The sequence below is a fragment of the Mycobacterium sp. 141 genome (assembly GCF_000382405.1).
Lineage (GTDB): Bacteria > Actinomycetota > Actinomycetes > Mycobacteriales > Mycobacteriaceae > Mycobacterium.
Genome location: NZ_KB908272.1, coordinates 38,677 through 54,973, shown reverse-complemented (window position 1 = coordinate 54,973; position 16,297 = coordinate 38,677). Strand labels below are relative to the sequence as shown.

Annotated in this window: 14 protein-coding genes; 7 read left to right on the top strand and 7 right to left on the bottom strand. The window is 65.3% G+C overall.

Annotated features, from left to right (window positions below; translation table 11 throughout):
* Position 1: 1 nt before the first annotated feature.
* The 5 genes from H276_RS0119005 to H276_RS0118985 all read left to right on the top strand — a co-directional run bounded on the left by H276_RS0119005 (position 2) and on the right by H276_RS0118985 (position 6,776).
* Positions 2-1,996, top strand: a complete 1,995-nt coding sequence (locus H276_RS0119005; protein WP_019972871.1) for a serine/threonine-protein kinase — start codon at positions 2-4, stop codon at positions 1,994-1,996.
* A gap of 129 nt (positions 1,997-2,125) precedes the next feature.
* Positions 2,126-3,013, top strand: a complete 888-nt coding sequence (locus H276_RS0119000) for an LLM class flavin-dependent oxidoreductase (RefSeq protein WP_019972870.1) — start codon at positions 2,126-2,128, stop codon at positions 3,011-3,013.
* A gap of 246 nt (positions 3,014-3,259) precedes the next feature.
* Positions 3,260-4,429: an FAD-binding oxidoreductase gene (locus H276_RS0118995; protein WP_026357183.1), complete on the top strand. Its 1,170-nt coding sequence runs from the start codon at positions 3,260-3,262 to the stop codon at positions 4,427-4,429.
* Between the two features lie 192 nt (positions 4,430-4,621).
* Positions 4,622-5,950, top strand: coding sequence for an acyltransferase (locus tag H276_RS0118990; RefSeq protein ID WP_019972868.1), 1,329 nt, complete (start codon positions 4,622-4,624; stop codon positions 5,948-5,950).
* 61 nt (positions 5,951-6,011) lie between these two features.
* Entirely contained in the window at positions 6,012-6,776 is a 765-nt protein-coding gene (locus H276_RS0118985; RefSeq protein WP_019972867.1) for a potassium channel family protein, read from the top strand.
* Positions 6,777-6,784: 8 nt separating this feature from the next.
* On the opposite strand, the gene aceA is transcribed toward H276_RS0118985, so the two are convergent.
* A complete protein-coding gene (gene aceA, locus H276_RS0118980) occupies positions 6,785-9,073 on the bottom strand; it encodes an isocitrate lyase ICL2 (protein WP_026357182.1) in 2,289 nt (762 codons plus the stop codon).
* A 431-nt stretch (positions 9,074-9,504) separates the two neighbouring features.
* Here aceA and H276_RS0118975 point away from each other — a divergent pair, with 431 nt between their 5' ends.
* Positions 9,505-10,578, top strand: coding sequence for a hypothetical protein (locus tag H276_RS0118975; RefSeq protein ID WP_019972865.1), 1,074 nt, complete (start codon positions 9,505-9,507; stop codon positions 10,576-10,578).
* A gap of 6 nt (positions 10,579-10,584) precedes the next feature.
* Here H276_RS0118975 and H276_RS0118970 read toward each other — a convergent pair whose 3' ends face one another.
* The 5 genes from H276_RS0118970 to H276_RS0118950 form a co-directional block, all read right to left on the bottom strand.
* Positions 10,585-11,589, bottom strand: a complete 1,005-nt coding sequence (locus H276_RS0118970; protein WP_019972864.1) for a hypothetical protein — start codon at positions 11,587-11,589, stop codon at positions 10,585-10,587.
* Positions 11,589-12,917 (bottom strand): peroxidase, encoded by a 1,329-nt coding sequence (locus tag H276_RS0118965; RefSeq protein ID WP_019972863.1) that lies wholly within the window; start codon positions 12,915-12,917, stop codon positions 11,589-11,591. Before H276_RS0118965 ends, H276_RS0118970 begins: the two co-directional genes overlap by 1 nt.
* Positions 12,914-13,474: a hypothetical protein gene (locus H276_RS0118960; protein WP_026357181.1), complete on the bottom strand. Its 561-nt coding sequence runs from the start codon at positions 13,472-13,474 to the stop codon at positions 12,914-12,916. Before H276_RS0118960 ends, H276_RS0118965 begins: the two co-directional genes overlap by 4 nt.
* Positions 13,475-13,756: 282 nt before the next feature.
* Positions 13,757-14,182: a hypothetical protein gene (locus tag H276_RS0118955; RefSeq protein ID WP_019972861.1), complete on the bottom strand. Its 426-nt coding sequence runs from the start codon at positions 14,180-14,182 to the stop codon at positions 13,757-13,759.
* Positions 14,183-14,280: 98 nt separating this feature from the next.
* Entirely contained in the window at positions 14,281-14,640 is a 360-nt protein-coding gene (locus tag H276_RS0118950) for a hypothetical protein (RefSeq protein WP_019972860.1), read from the bottom strand.
* A 276-nt stretch (positions 14,641-14,916) separates the two neighbouring features.
* Between H276_RS0118950 and H276_RS0118945 the strand changes: the two genes are divergently transcribed.
* Positions 14,917-15,480 (top strand): hypothetical protein, encoded by a 564-nt coding sequence (locus H276_RS0118945; RefSeq protein ID WP_019972859.1) that lies wholly within the window; start codon positions 14,917-14,919, stop codon positions 15,478-15,480.
* 19 nt (positions 15,481-15,499) lie between these two features.
* On the opposite strand, the gene H276_RS0118940 is transcribed toward H276_RS0118945, so the two are convergent.
* Entirely contained in the window at positions 15,500-16,270 is a 771-nt protein-coding gene (locus H276_RS0118940) for an SGNH/GDSL hydrolase family protein (protein WP_019972858.1), read from the bottom strand.
* Positions 16,271-16,297 lie beyond the last annotated feature (27 nt).

Genomic DNA, 16,297 nt, shown 5'->3' with positions numbered 1-16,297 from the left:
CATGGCCGGTGACGAGGGCACGCGCGCCGTCCTGGTGAGCGAATCTGGGCCGACCAAGGTCGAGGCCACCCGCCCGCGGTTGCGTACCGGGCGGCGGCGGATCGGTGACGGCCTAGTCGAGATCCCGATTCGCGAGGACATCGAGCCTGGCAGTGCGATCCTCACCAATCCCGTTGTCGCCGAGTCGAAACGGGGATGCGGCGACTGCGGGCAGCCGGTGGGGCGGGGGAGCGCCGGCCGGCCCGGGCCGAGTGACGGTGTGTGTCCGCACTGCGGCGCGTTGTTCTCGTTCTCGCCGCAACTGGATGCGGGGGAATTGGTGGCCGGCCAGTATGAGGTGCAGGGCTGCATCGCCCACGGCGGAGTCGGCTGGATCTATCTGGCGGTCGACCGCAATGTCAGCGACCGGTGGGTGGTGCTCAAAGGCCTGCTTCAGCCCGGAGGACAGCAGGCACAGGCGATCGCCGTCGCCGAACGTCAGTTCCTCGCAATGGTGAACCACCCTGGCATCGTCAAGATCTACAACTTCGTCGAACACCCGGGGTTCGATGGGCGCCCCGTCGGCTACATCGTCATGGAGTACATCGGCGGAACCACGCTGGAAGCCATCCTCGCGACGCAGCAAGCCGCTCCGGCCGGCGAACCCAGACCGATGATGCCCGTGGAGCAGGCACTCGGCTATCTGCTCGATGTCATGCCTGCGCTGTCCTATCTGCATTCGCTCGGCCTGATCTACAACGATCTCAAGCCCGAGAACATCATGCTCACCGAGGACAACATCGAGTTGATCGACATGGGTGCGGTGTCGGGCATCGGCGACTTCGGATACATATACGGCACCAAGGGATTCCAGGCGCCTGAGATCGTGCGGACCGGACCGACGATCGCCACGGATGTCTACACGGTCGGCCGTACGCTGGCCAAGCTGACCGTCGACCTGCCCAACGACCGGTACGCCGAGACATTACCGAGCCGCGACGAGGTGCCGCTGTTCGAACGGTACGAGTCCTTTTACCGGCTGTTGGTCCGTGCGACCAATCCTCGTCCCATGCAACGGTTCTCGTCCATCGACGAGCTGGCCGACCAGTGCAAGGGGGTGCTGCACGAAATCCTCGCCGCGCAGACGGGCGTGCCATGCCCCCGGGTATCGACGCTGTTCAGCGTGCCCCGCTCCACGTGCGGTGCCGATCTGGCCCTGCAGCCCACCGATGTGTTCATCGACGGGCGCCCGCATAACGTCCGACTGAACGCGCGAGACGTCGCCCATTCCCTGCCGAGCCCGGTACCCGTTGAGGAGCCGAATGACGAATGGCGAGAGGATTGGGATGACGGGATTTCCGGACTCGAGGCCGGCAATCTCGGTGCGGCCCTTGCGTGTTTCGAACGGGTTGTCGCCCTGTTGCCCGGTGAAGCTGCGCCCAAGCTTGCGGCCGCAGCGACGGCTGAGCTTCTCCTGGACACCCCCGACGCATCCGGAGTCGAGCGATTGCGGCAGTTGGCCGAGCGGGACTACCGAACGTTGTGGCGCACCGACTCGTCGATGGTCAACGCGGCGTTCGGCCTGGCGCGCCTACTCGCCGGTCGCGGCGATCGGGCCGGTGCGATCGAGGTGCTCGACCAGGTTCCATCGACATCGCGCCACTACGGTGAAGCTCAACTCACGTCGGTGGTGATGCTGTTAGATGGCCGCCCCAGCACCGAGATCACCGAGGCAGATCTGCGCGATACGGCACGGCGGGTGAGCCGCCTGTCCGAGACCGAGCCGCGAGCTCTGCAGATCCGAGCGCTCGTGCTGGGCATCGCGCTTGACTGGTTGCGGTCAGGGGCTGAGCCGGCCGCCGACGATCCGATCTTTGGGCATTCCTTTGACCAGCGGGGCCTACGCATGAGTATCGAGGAGGTGCTGCGGGAATTGGCACGGCACACACCACGCCGACGACACCGCTACACCCTGGTCGACTTCGCCAATGCCATCAGACCGCCGAGCTGGCTCTGATGAGGTCGTCTCCGCTTTCTGCCGGCGTAGACGCAGCCTGATCGCCGCGCAACCGGATTCGGTCGCTTAGGAGTTCATGGACCCGAGGTAGTACGAAATGACACTTGTGTGGGCGCATAGGCTCGTCGCATGCTGCTGAGCACCATCATCCTTCCCGTCTATCCGTGGCGGGAGGCGCGTGTCATCTGGCAACGAGCCGAGCGGCTCGGCTTCCAAGCCGCCTACACATACGATCATCTGTCGTGGCGCACATTTCGTGACCGTACATGGTTCGGAACCATACCTACGCTCGCCGCCGCGGCGACAGCGACCGAAGTCATCCGATTGGGAACCATGGTGACCAACCCAAACTTCCGGCACCCGGTCACCCTGGCCAAAGACCTCATTACGCTCGACGATCTGTCCGATGGTCGTATCACGCTCGGGATAGGCTCTGGTGGAACCGGGTTCGATGCCAGCGTACTGGGTGATGGGCCCTGGACACCGCGGGAGCGAGCAGATCGCTTCGCTGAATTCCTTGCACTACTGAACACGCTGCTCCAGCAGGACGCGACAACCTCGCACGGTAACTACTACACAACTATCGAGGCGCGTAACATCCCGGGTTGCGTTCAGGCGCCGCGGATTCCGTTCTACGTCGCAGCGACGGGCAGGCGCGGTCTCGGTCTCGCCGCGCGGTACGGACAAGGCTGGGTCACCGACCTCGACACGACAGCCACCGGCGACGTTACGATCGAAGAAGGTTTGCGCGTCCTGCGGAGTCGGCTGGACAAGCTCAGCACAGCATGCGATGCCGTGGGGCGGGACGTGACCGAACTCGACAAGGTGCTCGTCCATGGCTCGTCTCCGAAACTCAGTTCCGTTGCCGCCTTCGTGGACTGGGCGGGCCAGCACAGCGCAATGGGCTTTACCGAAATCGTGCTGCATTGGCCGGTGCCGGACTCGGTATTCGCCGGTGACATGACGCTGTTCGAGAAGATCGCGACCGACGGTCGAACGCAAGTAGGTCTCCTGTAGTCGGCCGAGCATAGCGCTTGAGGGGCCTGGTCGCAGAGAACGCGCACCGCACCCATTCACTTTCGTGAGCGCCTTTTGGAATCAATAGTGATTCTTGACGGATAGTTCTGCAATCTTTCGCTGTTCCTAATTGCACAATCTCGGCGGCATTAGAGTCACGGGTACAGGAGAGCGCGGTTCGACATCGCTTGGCCACGGGAGCGTTGCCGTAACTGGGAGCCAGGAAGAAAATTTGAGGTGCACCGCATGAAAACTGTTCCCCCACAGGCCTCCGTTGTCGTGATCGGTGGCGGTGTGATCGGTACCAGCATTGCCTGTCATCTGGCGGCTTCCGGCGTGGGTGATGTGGTTTTGGTCGAGCGGGGCGAGTTGGCCAGCGGATCGACGTGCAGGGCAGCCGGGGGTGTGCGCGCAACGTTCAGCGATCCGGCCAATATCGCGATCGGGCTGCGTGGCCTGGAGGTCTACGCGCGGTTCGGTGAGTTGTACGGCCAGGACATCGACTTTCGTCGCGACGGGTACCTGTACCTATTGTCGGATCGGGAAAGCTTGGACAACTTCACCGAGCAGGTCGCAGTGCACAATCGACATGGGGTACCTAGTGTGATCGTCGATCCCGATGAGGCGAAACGGATTTCACCGCTGATCCGCTCCGACGACCTGGTGGGAGCGTGCTGGTCGCCGCGGGACGGCAAGGCAACTCCGGAGGCGGTGGTGCTGGGGTATGCGACGGCCGCGCGCCAGCACGGCACGCGGATCGTGCGGCATTGCGAGGTTCTCGACATCACCCGGCGGGCGGACTCGATCACCGGGGTGGTCACCAGTGGGGGTGTCATCGCGACCAGAACCGTGGTGTGCGCCGCGGGGGCCTGGTCGGGTGTCATCGGCGACATGATCGGTGTTGCGATTCCGGTCACGCCAGTGCGTCGTCAGATCGCGTTCACCGAGCCGGTGGCGGGGTTGCCGGCCCGCTCACCGTCATTGACCATCGATTTTCCCTCCAGTTTCTACTTTCATCCCGAGGGCGCCGGTTTGCTGTTGGGCTGGTCGGATCCGCGCCAGGAGCCCGGTTTCAATCTGAAGTTCGAGCTCGACGACTGGTTGATGGGAGTCGGTCAGATCGCGGCGCGGTGCGCGCCGGCGGTGCTCGATTACGGCATCCGTACCGGGTGGGCGGGACTGTACGAGGTGACCCCCGACTGCAATCAGATCATCGACCGTCCAGGTGAGGTCGAGGGATTGCTGATCGCCACAGGCTATTCCGGGCATGGCTTCCTGATGGGACCGGCCACCGGCGAGATCGTCCGCGACCTCTACCACGGCAGAACGCCCCGCTACGACATCAGCAGATTCACCCTCGACCGCTTCGCCAACGCCGACACTGCTACCAGCCCTGCGGAAACCAACATCGTCTAGACACCGCCTACGCGAGCCGGTAGGACCTACCCCGAGGCCCGCACCTGGGGAACTACGCGACGGGCGACATCTGTGCCAACGCGCTGAGGAGGTGCGATCGGCCCGCAGCGTCGTCGCGGTGTACAGCAGACCGGCCGAAACACAGGTATAAGTACTCTTCGGCGGCGCATCATGCACCGGCAGACTGTAGCCATGCCTGACTCCGAGGTCGTGCCATCGGCGGCCGCCGTCGCGCGCGCCACCAAACCAGACCGCGACCGCGCCGTCGATGTGGCCCGGCTGGGGGCTCTGCTCGTGGTCGTGTTCGGACATTGCGCCCTGCTCCTGGCCACCATCGACGCCGGTGGCGTGGAGGTCGGCAACATTCTCGGAGCCCTGCCCGCGCTGGCCCCCGCCACCTGGGTTCTGCAGGTCATGCCGCTGTTCTTCCTCGCGGGTGGGGCAGCCGGGGCTTACAGCTGGCAGCCGAACGGCTCGATGACGTCGTGGGGTGCGTGGCTGTTCACCCGCGCGCAGCGGCTGTGTCGGCCGGTGTTCTGGTACCTCGCGGTGTGGACGCTAGCCCTGATCGCGGTGCAGGTGACGATGGGAGCCGATTCCGCGCGAGCGCTCGGGCGGGAATGCGTTGCGCTGTTGTGGTTTTTGGGCGTCTACCTGATGGCGCTGGCGTTCGTGCCCCCGTTGACCCGGCTGCCGAACCGCGCTGCTGCCACCGCTGTGGTGATCGCGCTGGTGGTGGCTTCGGCCGTGATGGACGGCGTGCGGCTCGCTGTCGGCGATCCGGCGGCCGGCACCGCTAATCTCCTCATCGTCTGGCTGATCCCGATGGTCATCGGCGTTGCCTACGCGCGAGGGTTGACCAGTGTGCGGATAGCCGTGGTCGCCGCGGCGGCTGCGTTCATCGTTCAGGTCCTGCTGGCGGTGTACGGCCCATACGACGTATCTCTGGTCGTCACGGGAAACGAGCGGGTGTCGAACGTGTCGCCCCCGACGTTGCTGCTCGCGTTGCACTGCACGTGGATGTCGTGTCTGTTCGTGGCGACGGCCGGAGCCATCAGGCGTTGGGCGGCACGCCCGCGGGTGTGGCAGGTGGTCGCGGTCGGCAACGGGGGAGCGATGACGCTCTATCTGTGGCATATCCCGGCCATCGCCGTTGCCACCTTCACCCTGCACGCGTTCGGTCTTGACGCCTTCGACCCGCACTCACCGGGTTTCTGGGGCAGGCTCGCGTTGCGCGCTGCGGTGTTCGCCGTCGTCATGGCGGTGGTGTTCCGGCTGCTGTCGCCACTGGAGCACCGGCCCTTGCCGTGGTGGGATGCGCGGGTGCATCCCACTGGTATCCGCTCGATCGCCACGGGTGTGCTGGTCTGGCTGGCCGGCACCGCCATGGTGGTGATGGCCAACAACGGACTCAGCGGAGTTGTCGGTTGGACGGCATTGGGCGGTTTCCTGGTTGCGGTACTGGCCGCCAGGGTATGCGCGGGCCCGGCTGCCGTTGCCAAAGGCGTTAGCGCCCACTGATTTCGCGGTGCCTGGGATGCCTCTCTGGACTGGCTCAGGGCCATCCCGCACACTCTCCGGTGTGACTGCACATGTACCGCTGGACCGCTGGGAACAGCGCGGTGAATGGCCGCTCGCGGTGGTCGCCCTGGCGTTCCTGATCGGGTATTCGGTCGAGGTTCTCGAACAGCCGCACGGTGTCGCCGCGCAGGTGGTGCATCTGTTGACGGCACTGTGTTGGGGCGCGTTCGCCGTCGACTATGCCGTCCGATTGTGGCTGGCTCCGCACCGATGGACATGGTTCTACCGGCACCTGCTCGACCTCGCGATTGTCGTGCTTCCGATCATTCGGCCGCTGCGCCTGGTGCGTCTGGTGCTACTGATCACCGTGCTGCAAAAGGCAGTAGGCAATGCCATTCGCGGGCGAGTCGTGCTGTACACGGTCGCCGGTGCGGTGCTGCTCGTGTATGTCGCATCGTTGGCAGTCCTGCAGGCCGAGCGAAACGACCCCAGCGCGAGCATCAACAGCTTCGGCCGCGCATTGTGGTGGTCTATCACGACCATCACCACCGTCGGCTACGGCGACGAGTACCCCGTCACCATGACGGGGCGTGTCATCGCCGCGTTGCTGATGGTCGGCGGCATCAGCCTGGTCGGATCCATCACCGCCACGATCGCATCCTGGATCGTGCAGCGCGTCGCCGAGGAGGACACCACGGGCCAGGCGATCACCGCAGCGCATATCGAGGACCTGCGCGCGGAAATCCGGGCATTGCGCGCCGAGCTGGGGAACCTGAACGGACGCGCCGACAGCGGGCTCGTCGGCTGCGACACCCGCGATGATTGACGCGGCGCTCAGTCCTCCTTGCGGATCAGCCGACCCAGGGCTTCGCGGTCGGGAGCCAGCAGTTCGGCGATGCGCGGCTTGTTCACATCGGCAACGATGATCTCGCCGACCTCCTGGTACACATCGCTGAAGATGCCGTGCGCCTTCATCTTCTCGGTCTGATAGATGTTGTCCTCGGTGGGCGTCACGTAGTAGACGATCTCAGGCTTGAACCGGTGGATCAGCCACAGGTGGATCAGATCCATCAGACGCTTCTTCCGCAGCTTCTCGGCGTAGGTGTTCTGATCACGCACCGTGAGGATATTGCGGCCGTGACGATCCTTGATCGGGTCCACCACGACATCGGCGAGCTTCTGGTCGCTGTCGCCGTAGATGCCGAGCTCCAGGACATCGGAGCCCGCCCGCCGTGGCCGTAGCTGCACGGTGAGTTTCTCGTCGAGTTGGTAGTGGTCGCTCCACAACTTCAGCCACTCTTCGAGCAGCTTCTTGGGCACCTCGGTCTGCACCAGGTGCTGATGCTGCGTGGACCCCTTGCCCATGGCCTTGGTGGTGGCCGTACGCCCGGACGAGGCTGCCAGCGCAGCATCGCTGCGAGGGCCGCCGACGAGGGTTTGCGGTGTGCGATAAGGAGATTCGACGAGACGCATCTTGCGCTGCAACCGGGCCAGCGCCAGCATGCCGTCCTGCCGAAGTGCGGTGGCGAACTCCTCGGCGGCCACACCGTCGATCTGGTGCCCGCCGTAGGTCATGAAGTTGAAGACGAAGCCCATCTTGCCGAGTTCCTCAGGGAACCGGCGCATCTCGTCGTCGGTCATGCCTGTGGTGTCCCAGTTGAACGACGGGGACAAGTTGTAGGCCAGCATCTTGTCGGGGTACACCGCGTGGACAGCCGTGGCGAATTCGCGGGCGTCGTCGAGGTCGGCGGTCTTGGTCTCCATCCACAGGATGTCGGCGAACGGTGCGGCGGCCAGTGACTTGGCGATGGCATACGGGATGCCGCCGCGGATCTGGTAGTAGCCCTCCGGCGTCTTGACCCGCTCGGGGTCCCAGCCCACGTCGGCGCCCAGCTCCTTGGCCTTCTCGCGAGCGGTGTACAGCGATGCGCCCTTGGCGAACTTGCGCCAGTCCGTCGCAGTCATGGCGGACTGCTCACCCTCCCGTGTACGGAACTCGAGCAACTCGGCGACCGCGTCCCCGTAGGTCTGCAGCCCGGCATCGTCCTGCCAGGCTTCGACAAACCGCGATTCCACGCCGTCGAACAGGGCGTCGACGGATTGATCGGGGTTCTGCTGCCACGATGCGGCTGCCTCGGCAACCAGGTCCATGATGCCGTGGTACTCGAGCCATGCTTCGGCGGTGGCGTACTCGCCTTCGGGAAGCGCATAGAGCAGATGACCTTTGAGTTCGGTGACACCGAGGGTGTGGAACCGTCGCATCATCGCCAGGAAACAGGACCGGTACGACGGGATCTTGAGGTTCGTGGCGCCCAGCAGGAAAGGCTGATCACGTTCGTCGGCGCGGCTGTCGATCAGGTTCGCCGCCTCGGCGTCGGTGCGCGCGACGATGATGCCGGGCACCCGCATGATGTCGAGCTGGAACCGGGCGGTGTTGAGTCGCTTGATCTGCTCGTCCGACGGGACGAGAACCTTGCCGCCTTGATGACCGCATTTCTTCGTGCCGGGCCGCTGATCTTCGATGTGGTATCCCGGCACGCCAGCCTCGACGAAACGGCGGATCAGGTTACGCACGTGGGGATCACCGCCGTGCCCGGTGTCGGCGTCGGCGATGACGAACGGCCGGTAGTCGACCGCCGGGGTGGTCGCACGCTGCTCAGGGGTCATCTTCAGTCGCAGATACTGTTGGTTGCGGTCGGCCGTGAGCAGCGCCCGCACCAGCCCCGCCGCCTCGTCGGGCACCTGACTCAGCGGGTAGCTGGCCAGATCAGGCCCTGGATCTTCGCTGATGGACCCCTTGGCCGACGTAGCCCACCCGCCCAGATAGATACCGCCGATACCCATCCGCTTCATCACCACCGCCTGGCCCGGCGAGTACGGCCCGAACGTGGTGATGCTCTTCTTCTGGGAGAACAACTCTCGCAGATGCGGATAGAACGCGGCAGCAGCCTCGCGTGCCACCGGATAGTCGGACGGGATCGTGCCGCGCTGCTCAGCCACCTGGCGGGCCGAGTACAGCCGGATGATGCCGTCGAAGCGCGGACTGTCGAAATACGCCTGCGTCGCGGCCACATCCTGGTCGAACGGGGCGCTCGCGGACGCGTTGGTTTCGATCGTGGACATGAGTCTCTGCTCCTCGTGGAACTCGGGCCTGTCATCCATCATTGCGGGCGAGGCGCGGCAGCGGAACCCGGTTTGCCCTCTCTGCCGCATGCGGGATCGGCGAAATTCAGGTGTCGCGGCAGACCACGGTCAGGTGGCCTCGCGTCGATCCGTTGCGCGACAGACCCTGCGCGAATGCCTCGCCACATTCCACGAGTCCTCGACGCTGCCGAGGTTGTCCTGATGGATGAATTCTTCGTGATCACCAGCTTAACGACATCCCGGAACGGGGCTTGCAAACGTGATCAACGGTGCTGGTAACACACGGTTCGGCGGCGCCGATAGAAGCAACAAATCAGGAATTTGGGCATTTTGGTTGAGATGCCGTCGGGAGCGACGCAAAATATGCTCCTGCGCGGCGCCAGTACAACGACAGGAATTGGGGTCTGCGGGTGAAGACGGTACTCGGGCTGGCGTTGACGTCCACGGACGTCAGCTGGGTCCTACTCGCCGGCGGTGATGCAACCGACCACGTCGTCCTCGATGACGATGCGTTCGCGGTCGACGATGGCGACGAGTTGGCCGGACGTGCCGTCGCTGCGGCCCGCGGGGCCCAGGCGATCGCGGCATCCAGCGGTCACGAGGTGCGCTCGGTCGGTGTCACCGGCGAGGATGACATCGTCGCCGAGGCCGACAAGCTGATCGCTTCGCTGAAGTCCATGGGGTTCGACGATGTCCGTATCGTCCCGTCAGCGCTCGTCGTCCATGCCGAATCCTCCGCTGCACACGGCGCCGCGCACGCCGTCGTGACCGACACCGTGCCGCCGGGGATGGCAGCGGCCGTCAAGCTATGCGCACGCGACCGCATCGAGAAGTGGTGGGTCGGCGGCGCCAGCGCCGCGGCCGTCGTCATCGGAGTTATCGTCGCGGGTGCCCTGTTCATGGTGGGTGACACCGAGCGCGCGACCGCACCGGCCACCCTGACCGCGGTCGGTTCTCCGGAGATCGTGACGGCGGCGCTTCCGCGCCTGACACCGCCGACGGTCGCCGTGCACGCCCGGGACGTCCAGCCCGCCAAGCAGCTGGCCGCACTCGCGAGCCGCCGTGAGATCGAAGGACCGGTCACATCGCGGACTGCGCCCGCCGCGGTGCCCGACAAACCGGCGGTCGCGGCTGCCAAACCGGTGGACGTGCTGCGCCGCGAAGTGATTTCGGCGGTCCCTGCCGCTGTGCCGCCGAGCCAGGCCATGCCGCCCGCGGCAGAGCAGGCCATGCCGCCCGCGGCAGAAACAGCCGCGGGGGCGGCCATCCACGCGCCCCAGAGTCTGGCTGAGCCGGCCACGCCGGGTCCGGCCGACGCAGTGACGCCGGGCTCGAGTGCCCTCGAGGCCTCGTCCACACCGGCTGTCTCGCAGGCTTTGCCTGCGGCAGCAACCGTGGCTCCCGTGACTCCGGCTCAGGCGCCCGCTCCACAAGAGCAGAGCGCGCCCGCAAACCCGTTCGATCTCTTCGCTGCCCTGCCGTAGCGGCTGTCAGCCCATCGTCGCGAGGTTGTTCCAGAAGTTCTTCAGGCTGTCGGTACCGCCGAACAGTGTCGTGAAGTTGGTGGAGTCGACGAGCACGATGTCACCCGCGCGGTCACCGGCTGGGGGCATCCAGATCAGCGCGTTGAACTCGGTGTTGCCGGCTTCGGTGAACGGGTGGGGGCGGTACGGGTCGACCTGCTGACGCCCCAGTATCCGCAGATCGTCGCTTTCGGGTGCGGTGAGTTCGTAGTGCGGTAGGTGTGGGTGGAAATTGAAGGTGGTGACGTTGGCCAGTAGGCCCGGGGCGTCGAGATCGAGGCGCGCCGACAACGGGGCGATGTCCGTGGTGCCGGCCACGACAGCAGGCCGCAGACCCCAGTTGTTGTGCACGGGCACGCCGAGCCCCGTCATCAGGGACCGGGTGTACTGACCGAACCGTTGTTGGCGGGGCACCAAAGGGTCGCCGTGATGCTGGTACTCGATCTGACGCCGTCCGTAATCATCGGTGTTACCGACGTCGTGGTGCGGGGCCAACAGCAGGCAGGTGCCTTCGCGGCGCAGCCACTGCTTGATCGCCTCGAGCTCTTCGGGTGCGGCCTCCTGCTCGGAGAGGAGATGGTCGAGACCGAACACCATCAACGTGTCGCAGTCGTCGAGGACGCCGGCGTCGATGGGTAGCTGGTAGCCGGCCTGGTCGATGCGCTGGAAGACCGCCACGGGGTGGCCGGTGACCGAGCCGGCCAGCTCCTGGAATGCCAGGGTGGACCGGTGGAAGAGTTCCAGCGTGCCTGCGATGCCCTGCAGGAAATGAGCTGCGTCGTACTCCGGGGTTTCGTAGCCCGGCCAGAGCACGTTGCGGACCTCGGTCATGGTGGAGAACCGGTTGTACATTTCGGCCGGATCGCGTTGGGCTTCCCACGGATAGCTCCACGTCCAATAGATACTGATCCGCCTGTGCCCGTCAGGTTTGCGCGGCAGATGCAGCTGGTTGTAGGTCCGTGCCGCGCTCATCACGCCTCCTCAAGCGATGCGAGGTGGTGCAGGGCCCGCAGTCCCGGCAGAAAGAAGTAGGCGCCGCCCCGCAGTCTGGTGAATGCGGGAAGTCCCTTGTACACCTTGCGAATCGGCCGCTTCGGTACGGTGAAGTCGAGCGTTCCGTCCTGGGTGCCGCAAATCGGGTCGTGCTCGTTGCCGAGTTCGTGGAAAGCCTTGTCGTTGATCCACACGTTCTGCGCGAACTCGAACTGGCGCACCAAGTCCGCGCAGATGATAAACGCCGCGATGCCCCGATCGACGCCGTCGTCAGGTGCGCCGTCGGGTAGCGCGGGGCCGTAGGTCGCGCCGCGCCGGATCATTCGCCGCCGGTTCATGTTGTGCGCGGTATCGCGCGGATTGAGCCTGCGGGCATGCGAGCCCAGGGGGCAGGCATAGCCCAACGGATCCATCTCTTTGTAGTTGAAGTTGTTGTTGCGCATAGGATCTGAGCCCAACTCGGGATCGTCGCGGCGTGGGGCGAGCACAAGCGGAGCACCGCTGCGCCAGCGACCCATGAACTTCGCCGCCAGTAGGTGCTCACCCTCCGGGGTCTCGGAATGTTCGCGTAGATAGTCGCGGAATACCGCCACGTATTCCTCGAGTCTTCGATAGGCCAGGTAGCTACCGTTGCGCGAGAGTTCCGGCGGTGGGAGCAGCGTGACGGGGCCGTTCTCGTCCGGATAGCCCAGGACGAATTCGCCGGGCTCCAAAGGGTCTCCGGAGCCCGGCGTCGGCTCCTCGCCGGAGCCTTTCATCACCGGTTGCGAGAGTCGGTCGCGGAACCCGAAATGGTCGTGGGCGTAGTTGAACGGCGGTGTTGAGTTGAGATCGAGGTAGGACAGGCTGCGGGCGCCGTCGGTGCGGGCCAGCAGCTTGTCATGCTCGGCGATGGATTTCTGGCACTGCTCGTCAGTGCGGGCAAACAGGATCGCGATCGCGTGCAGATCCTCGCCGGCCAGACCACCGACCCAGTGTTCAGGGGCGTTGGCGCCGGTATCGCCGAGGATGCTCGCACGCGCAGCCATGCCCTCACGGAACGCATCGGGGAAACTGGCCAGCGCATCCTCGGCCACACCGAGAGCGCGCAGGCCGGCCCAGGTGAATGCGATGGTGACCCAGCGGTCCGAGGAATCCATGGTGGCCGCCACGTCGGCAGCGGACTGCACCTTGTCCAGTAACTCCGACAGCCACGCCCGGCCGCCCACCGCGGTGTCGAACGTGAGGAACTCGTAGCGGCCGGTGATCGCGGGCGTGCGGGTCAGCAGAATGTGCTGAATATCGTCGAGTTCGAGCGCCTCGGTCATTGCATCTGGTCGAGCATGTCGGAGAACGCGGCCTTGAGGCGCAACGCTTTCTTGATCTCGTCGGCCGTAACGTACGGGTACTCGCCGTACTCCAGGAAGCTCGGGACTTGATGCTCTCGAACAAACTTCACGAACGCCGCCGGGTTTTCTTTCCAATCTTCGGGGAAACCCTCCAGGTTGGTGAACACCGTGGTGATCCCGGTCGCGCTGAACAAAGCGACGGCATCCTCTGTGTATTTGTCGAAGTCGGTGTCGAAGATCCCCTGATACTGGAAATGCAACCCTGACCCGACATCGAATAGTTGCCAGCGCAAATAGTGCAGTCGCAACGGGGCCAATACATCGGGGCTGTCGGCGACGGCGTCCTGGATCTGCTTACCGTACGCGCGGACCGCATCCTCACGACCTTGCTTGACCTTGGCGATGATTGAAAAGCCATAGCAAGCAGGAGTTTTCGGGTACACCGGCCCGTACCGGCCGCGCTCCAATTCAAAGTACCCCGCTTTGGGGATGGCCATTGCAGCCGGCCTGCTCCAGGCTTGTTCTTTGCCGGTCATATTCGGCCTCCTGACCCGGTCCGACGGCGGCGGAACATTAGTCCGCGTCATTGATTATCGCGACCGTCAAATTCGCGTGCGTCGGTATTCAGCGAAACGTAAGGAAAACTGTTGGACATCGCGTATTGTCACGTTGTGTCGGGGTCGTTCGAGGGGTTGGCCGCGTCGCCCATCTGAGCCCATGCGCGTGGCAGGGATGGCGCTTGTAGCCTGACGGCCAAGGACGGCGGCACGCTGAATTCGACTGTCGTGCAAGATAATTGTCCGGTAACCCGGCCTAGGTCACTGCGGGAAGAAACCGTTTCCGGTCAACGCACCGGGCTGCCAGCCCTGCGCTCCCAGGCACAGCAGCGGCCGGCCGTCGGGCGACTGCGCCGCAGTCTGCGGGCCCGGGCACGGCGAACCGATCTGCTGCACACCCTGCAGCGGGTAGGCGTAGGTCCAGAAGCCGGTATCGATCGGGGGCCACTGGTTCGGGATCCACCGGCACTGCATGGCCTCGCCGCCGGGACCCCGCCCAAAGACGTTGGTCTCCCAGCTGAAGCACGGTGCACCGTTGGCCGCGTTATAGCTCATGCCGGGAACGTCGGTGGCGTAGTGGCCCGGCTGATCGAAGTACATATTGCTGTTGTCGTCGGCCGCTGCCCCGGGGGCGGTTGCCACAGCAGCCCCGGTGACAGCCGCGGCGACGAGAAGTTCACGAATCATGTCCCACCCTCAGGTTCGCCGACGCACAGGCCGGCCTCGTCGGCCCTGGGCAGCAGCCTAGTCGGCGCCGCGGTGGCCCCGTCACCTTTTGCCGCGGGTCACTCCTCGGTGTCCGCGTCGAGCACGCTTACCGCGATGCCATAGGGCAGGAATCTGACCCGCCGGGTCGGATCGGTGTTGGTCTTGTTGGCGCGCAACGCGTCGAGTTCGGTGGGAAACACCTGCTCGATGTGGGCGCCGCCGTCGTCGTCGACGGCGTAGATCGCCCACACACCGTCGCCCGCCTCGCCCGTGGTCTCCGGTTCGGTCCGGGGTCTCGAGAACCGGCCGAGTTCGTCGACCAGACCCGCCCAACCCGGCCCGCCGCCTGACAGGAACTTGCCGATCCCGTCCAGCGCCTCGCGGGCGGCGCGGTCGAAGTCGTCGGGATCGAATCCGAAGGGTCCGTTGCTGCTCATCGCGTCCTCCTCAGTCAACCGCGGTCAACACCAGTGTGCGCGCATCCGGGGAACAGCAGGATGCCAATCGAACCATATGGCTTTCACGCCCGCTGATCTGCTCGCCGCTGCCAGCAATCCCTGCAGGCAGCAGGCTCTCGCGACCGTGCCGGCTGGGTTGGCCTGTTCGCTGACGGCGGACCGGCTTGCGCTGCGTCGCTGGACGAGGCGAAAGGGTTCACCGTTTCGGCCCGGTTGTCCCGCCGCGGGAGGCTGACGTGAGACCGTATCAGGACCATGGTTGACCACGACTACATCACCTACGAGGAATTCGGGCGCCGGTTCTTCGAGATCGCCGTCTCCGAGGAACGCGTCGGTGACTCGATCGGATCGATCGCCGGCGACGAATTCGAGATCGGCCCTATCGGGCAGGGGCCGGGGAAGATCGCCAAAGTCACGGCGCGCGTGAAGATCCAGCAGCCGCGGGTGACGCGCAATGTCGGTGAAACGATCACGTTTTCCATCCGGATACCGCTCGAGATCGACATGGTGATCGACCTGCGGATCGACCGTCCAAGGTTCATGGTGTTCGGAGAGATCGCGCTGCGCGCCACGGCCCTGGCCGCCGAACCTCTGCTGCTGATCCTCGACGTCAAGAAGCCGCGACCATCCGACATCTCGATCCACGTCACCTCGAAATCGCTGCGAGCCGAGCTGCTGCGCATCCTGGCCGGGGTGGATGCCGAGATCAGGCGATTCATCGCCGCGCATGTGGCCGGTGAGATCGACAGCCCGGGAGCGGAGAAGGCCAAGGTCATCGACATCGGCACCGAGATCCAATCCGCCTGGAAAGGGGTCTGATCCCGTCGACCGTGGGCGCCTAAGCGGTCAGGCTCATCAGGGCCGGGCGGCGCGCACTGCGTCCGGCCCCGGCCGAACGCCCGCGCAGGTGCCGCCAGATCCACGGCATCAGCATGTTCTGCGTCCACAACGCCTGCGAGTAAATCCGCGCCCGCAGAGACTGGGGCGGTACCGGACCGCGCCCGTGCGCCCAATCATGGTTGCTACCGGGCAATCCCAGCGCCTCGGCCGCCGCGGCAGCGAACAGTTCGTGACCCCTGGCCGAGCCGTGCACCCGGTCGGGGCTCCAGGTCTGTGGCTCCCGCATCGACGGCGCCGAGTAGAGGTCGACGAGCCGGAACCCGTGGCGGCCGGCGGCATCGGCGATCGCGGCGTTGATGTGAACCACCCGTTTTCCCAGGACTCGCCCCACCGGCAGGATCTGGGTGATGTCGGGAAACGTCGTGGTGACCACGGTGGCCCCGGAGTCGGCCAGTCGGGCGTAGATCCGATCCAGATCGATCAGTGCGCGGTCGAACGACCGCCCGGGGCGCGTCACGTCGTTCATGCCGATGCATACGGTGACCAGGTCGGGGCGCATCGACAAGGCTTGCGGCAGCTGGCCGGTGAGCACATCACCGATGCGATGGCCGCGGACCGCCAGGTTCGCATACCCTAATCCCGGGTAGAGCCGGTCGATCTCGACCGCCAGGCGGTCGGCAAATCCCAGCAGGCCGGTGTCGTCGTCGCCGTCCCACAGGCCTTCGGTCTGACTGTCGCCGAGTGCGACAAAGCGGTTGAAGCCTCGCACTCTGGCGACTCTAGCGCGGCGTGGATC

Bases quoted from the DNA above. Each gene is read 5' to 3' on its own strand.
- H276_RS0119005 (WP_019972871.1), top strand. From the start codon at position 2: ATGGCCGGTGACGAGGGCACGCGCGCCGTCCTGGTGAGCGAATCTGGG.
- H276_RS0119000 (WP_019972870.1), top strand. From the start codon at position 2,126: ATGCTGCTGAGCACCATCATCCTTCCCGTCTATCCGTGGCGGGAGGCG.
- H276_RS0118995 (WP_026357183.1), top strand. From the start codon at position 3,260: ATGAAAACTGTTCCCCCACAGGCCTCCGTTGTCGTGATCGGTGGCGGT.
- H276_RS0118990 (WP_019972868.1), top strand. From the start codon at position 4,622: ATGCCTGACTCCGAGGTCGTGCCATCGGCGGCCGCCGTCGCGCGCGCC.
- aceA (WP_026357182.1), bottom strand. From the start codon at position 9,073: ATGTCCACGATCGAAACCAACGCGTCCGCGAGCGCCCCGTTCGACCAG.
- H276_RS0118970 (WP_019972864.1), bottom strand. From the start codon at position 11,589: ATGAGCGCGGCACGGACCTACAACCAGCTGCATCTGCCGCGCAAACCT.
- H276_RS0118965 (WP_019972863.1), bottom strand. From the start codon at position 12,917: ATGACCGAGGCGCTCGAACTCGACGATATTCAGCACATTCTGCTGACC.
- H276_RS0118960 (WP_026357181.1), bottom strand. From the start codon at position 13,474: ATGACCGGCAAAGAACAAGCCTGGAGCAGGCCGGCTGCAATGGCCATC.
- H276_RS0118955 (WP_019972861.1), bottom strand. From the start codon at position 14,182: ATGATTCGTGAACTTCTCGTCGCCGCGGCTGTCACCGGGGCTGCTGTG.
- H276_RS0118950 (WP_019972860.1), bottom strand. From the start codon at position 14,640: ATGAGCAGCAACGGACCCTTCGGATTCGATCCCGACGACTTCGACCGC.
- H276_RS0118945 (WP_019972859.1), top strand. From the start codon at position 14,917: ATGGTTGACCACGACTACATCACCTACGAGGAATTCGGGCGCCGGTTC.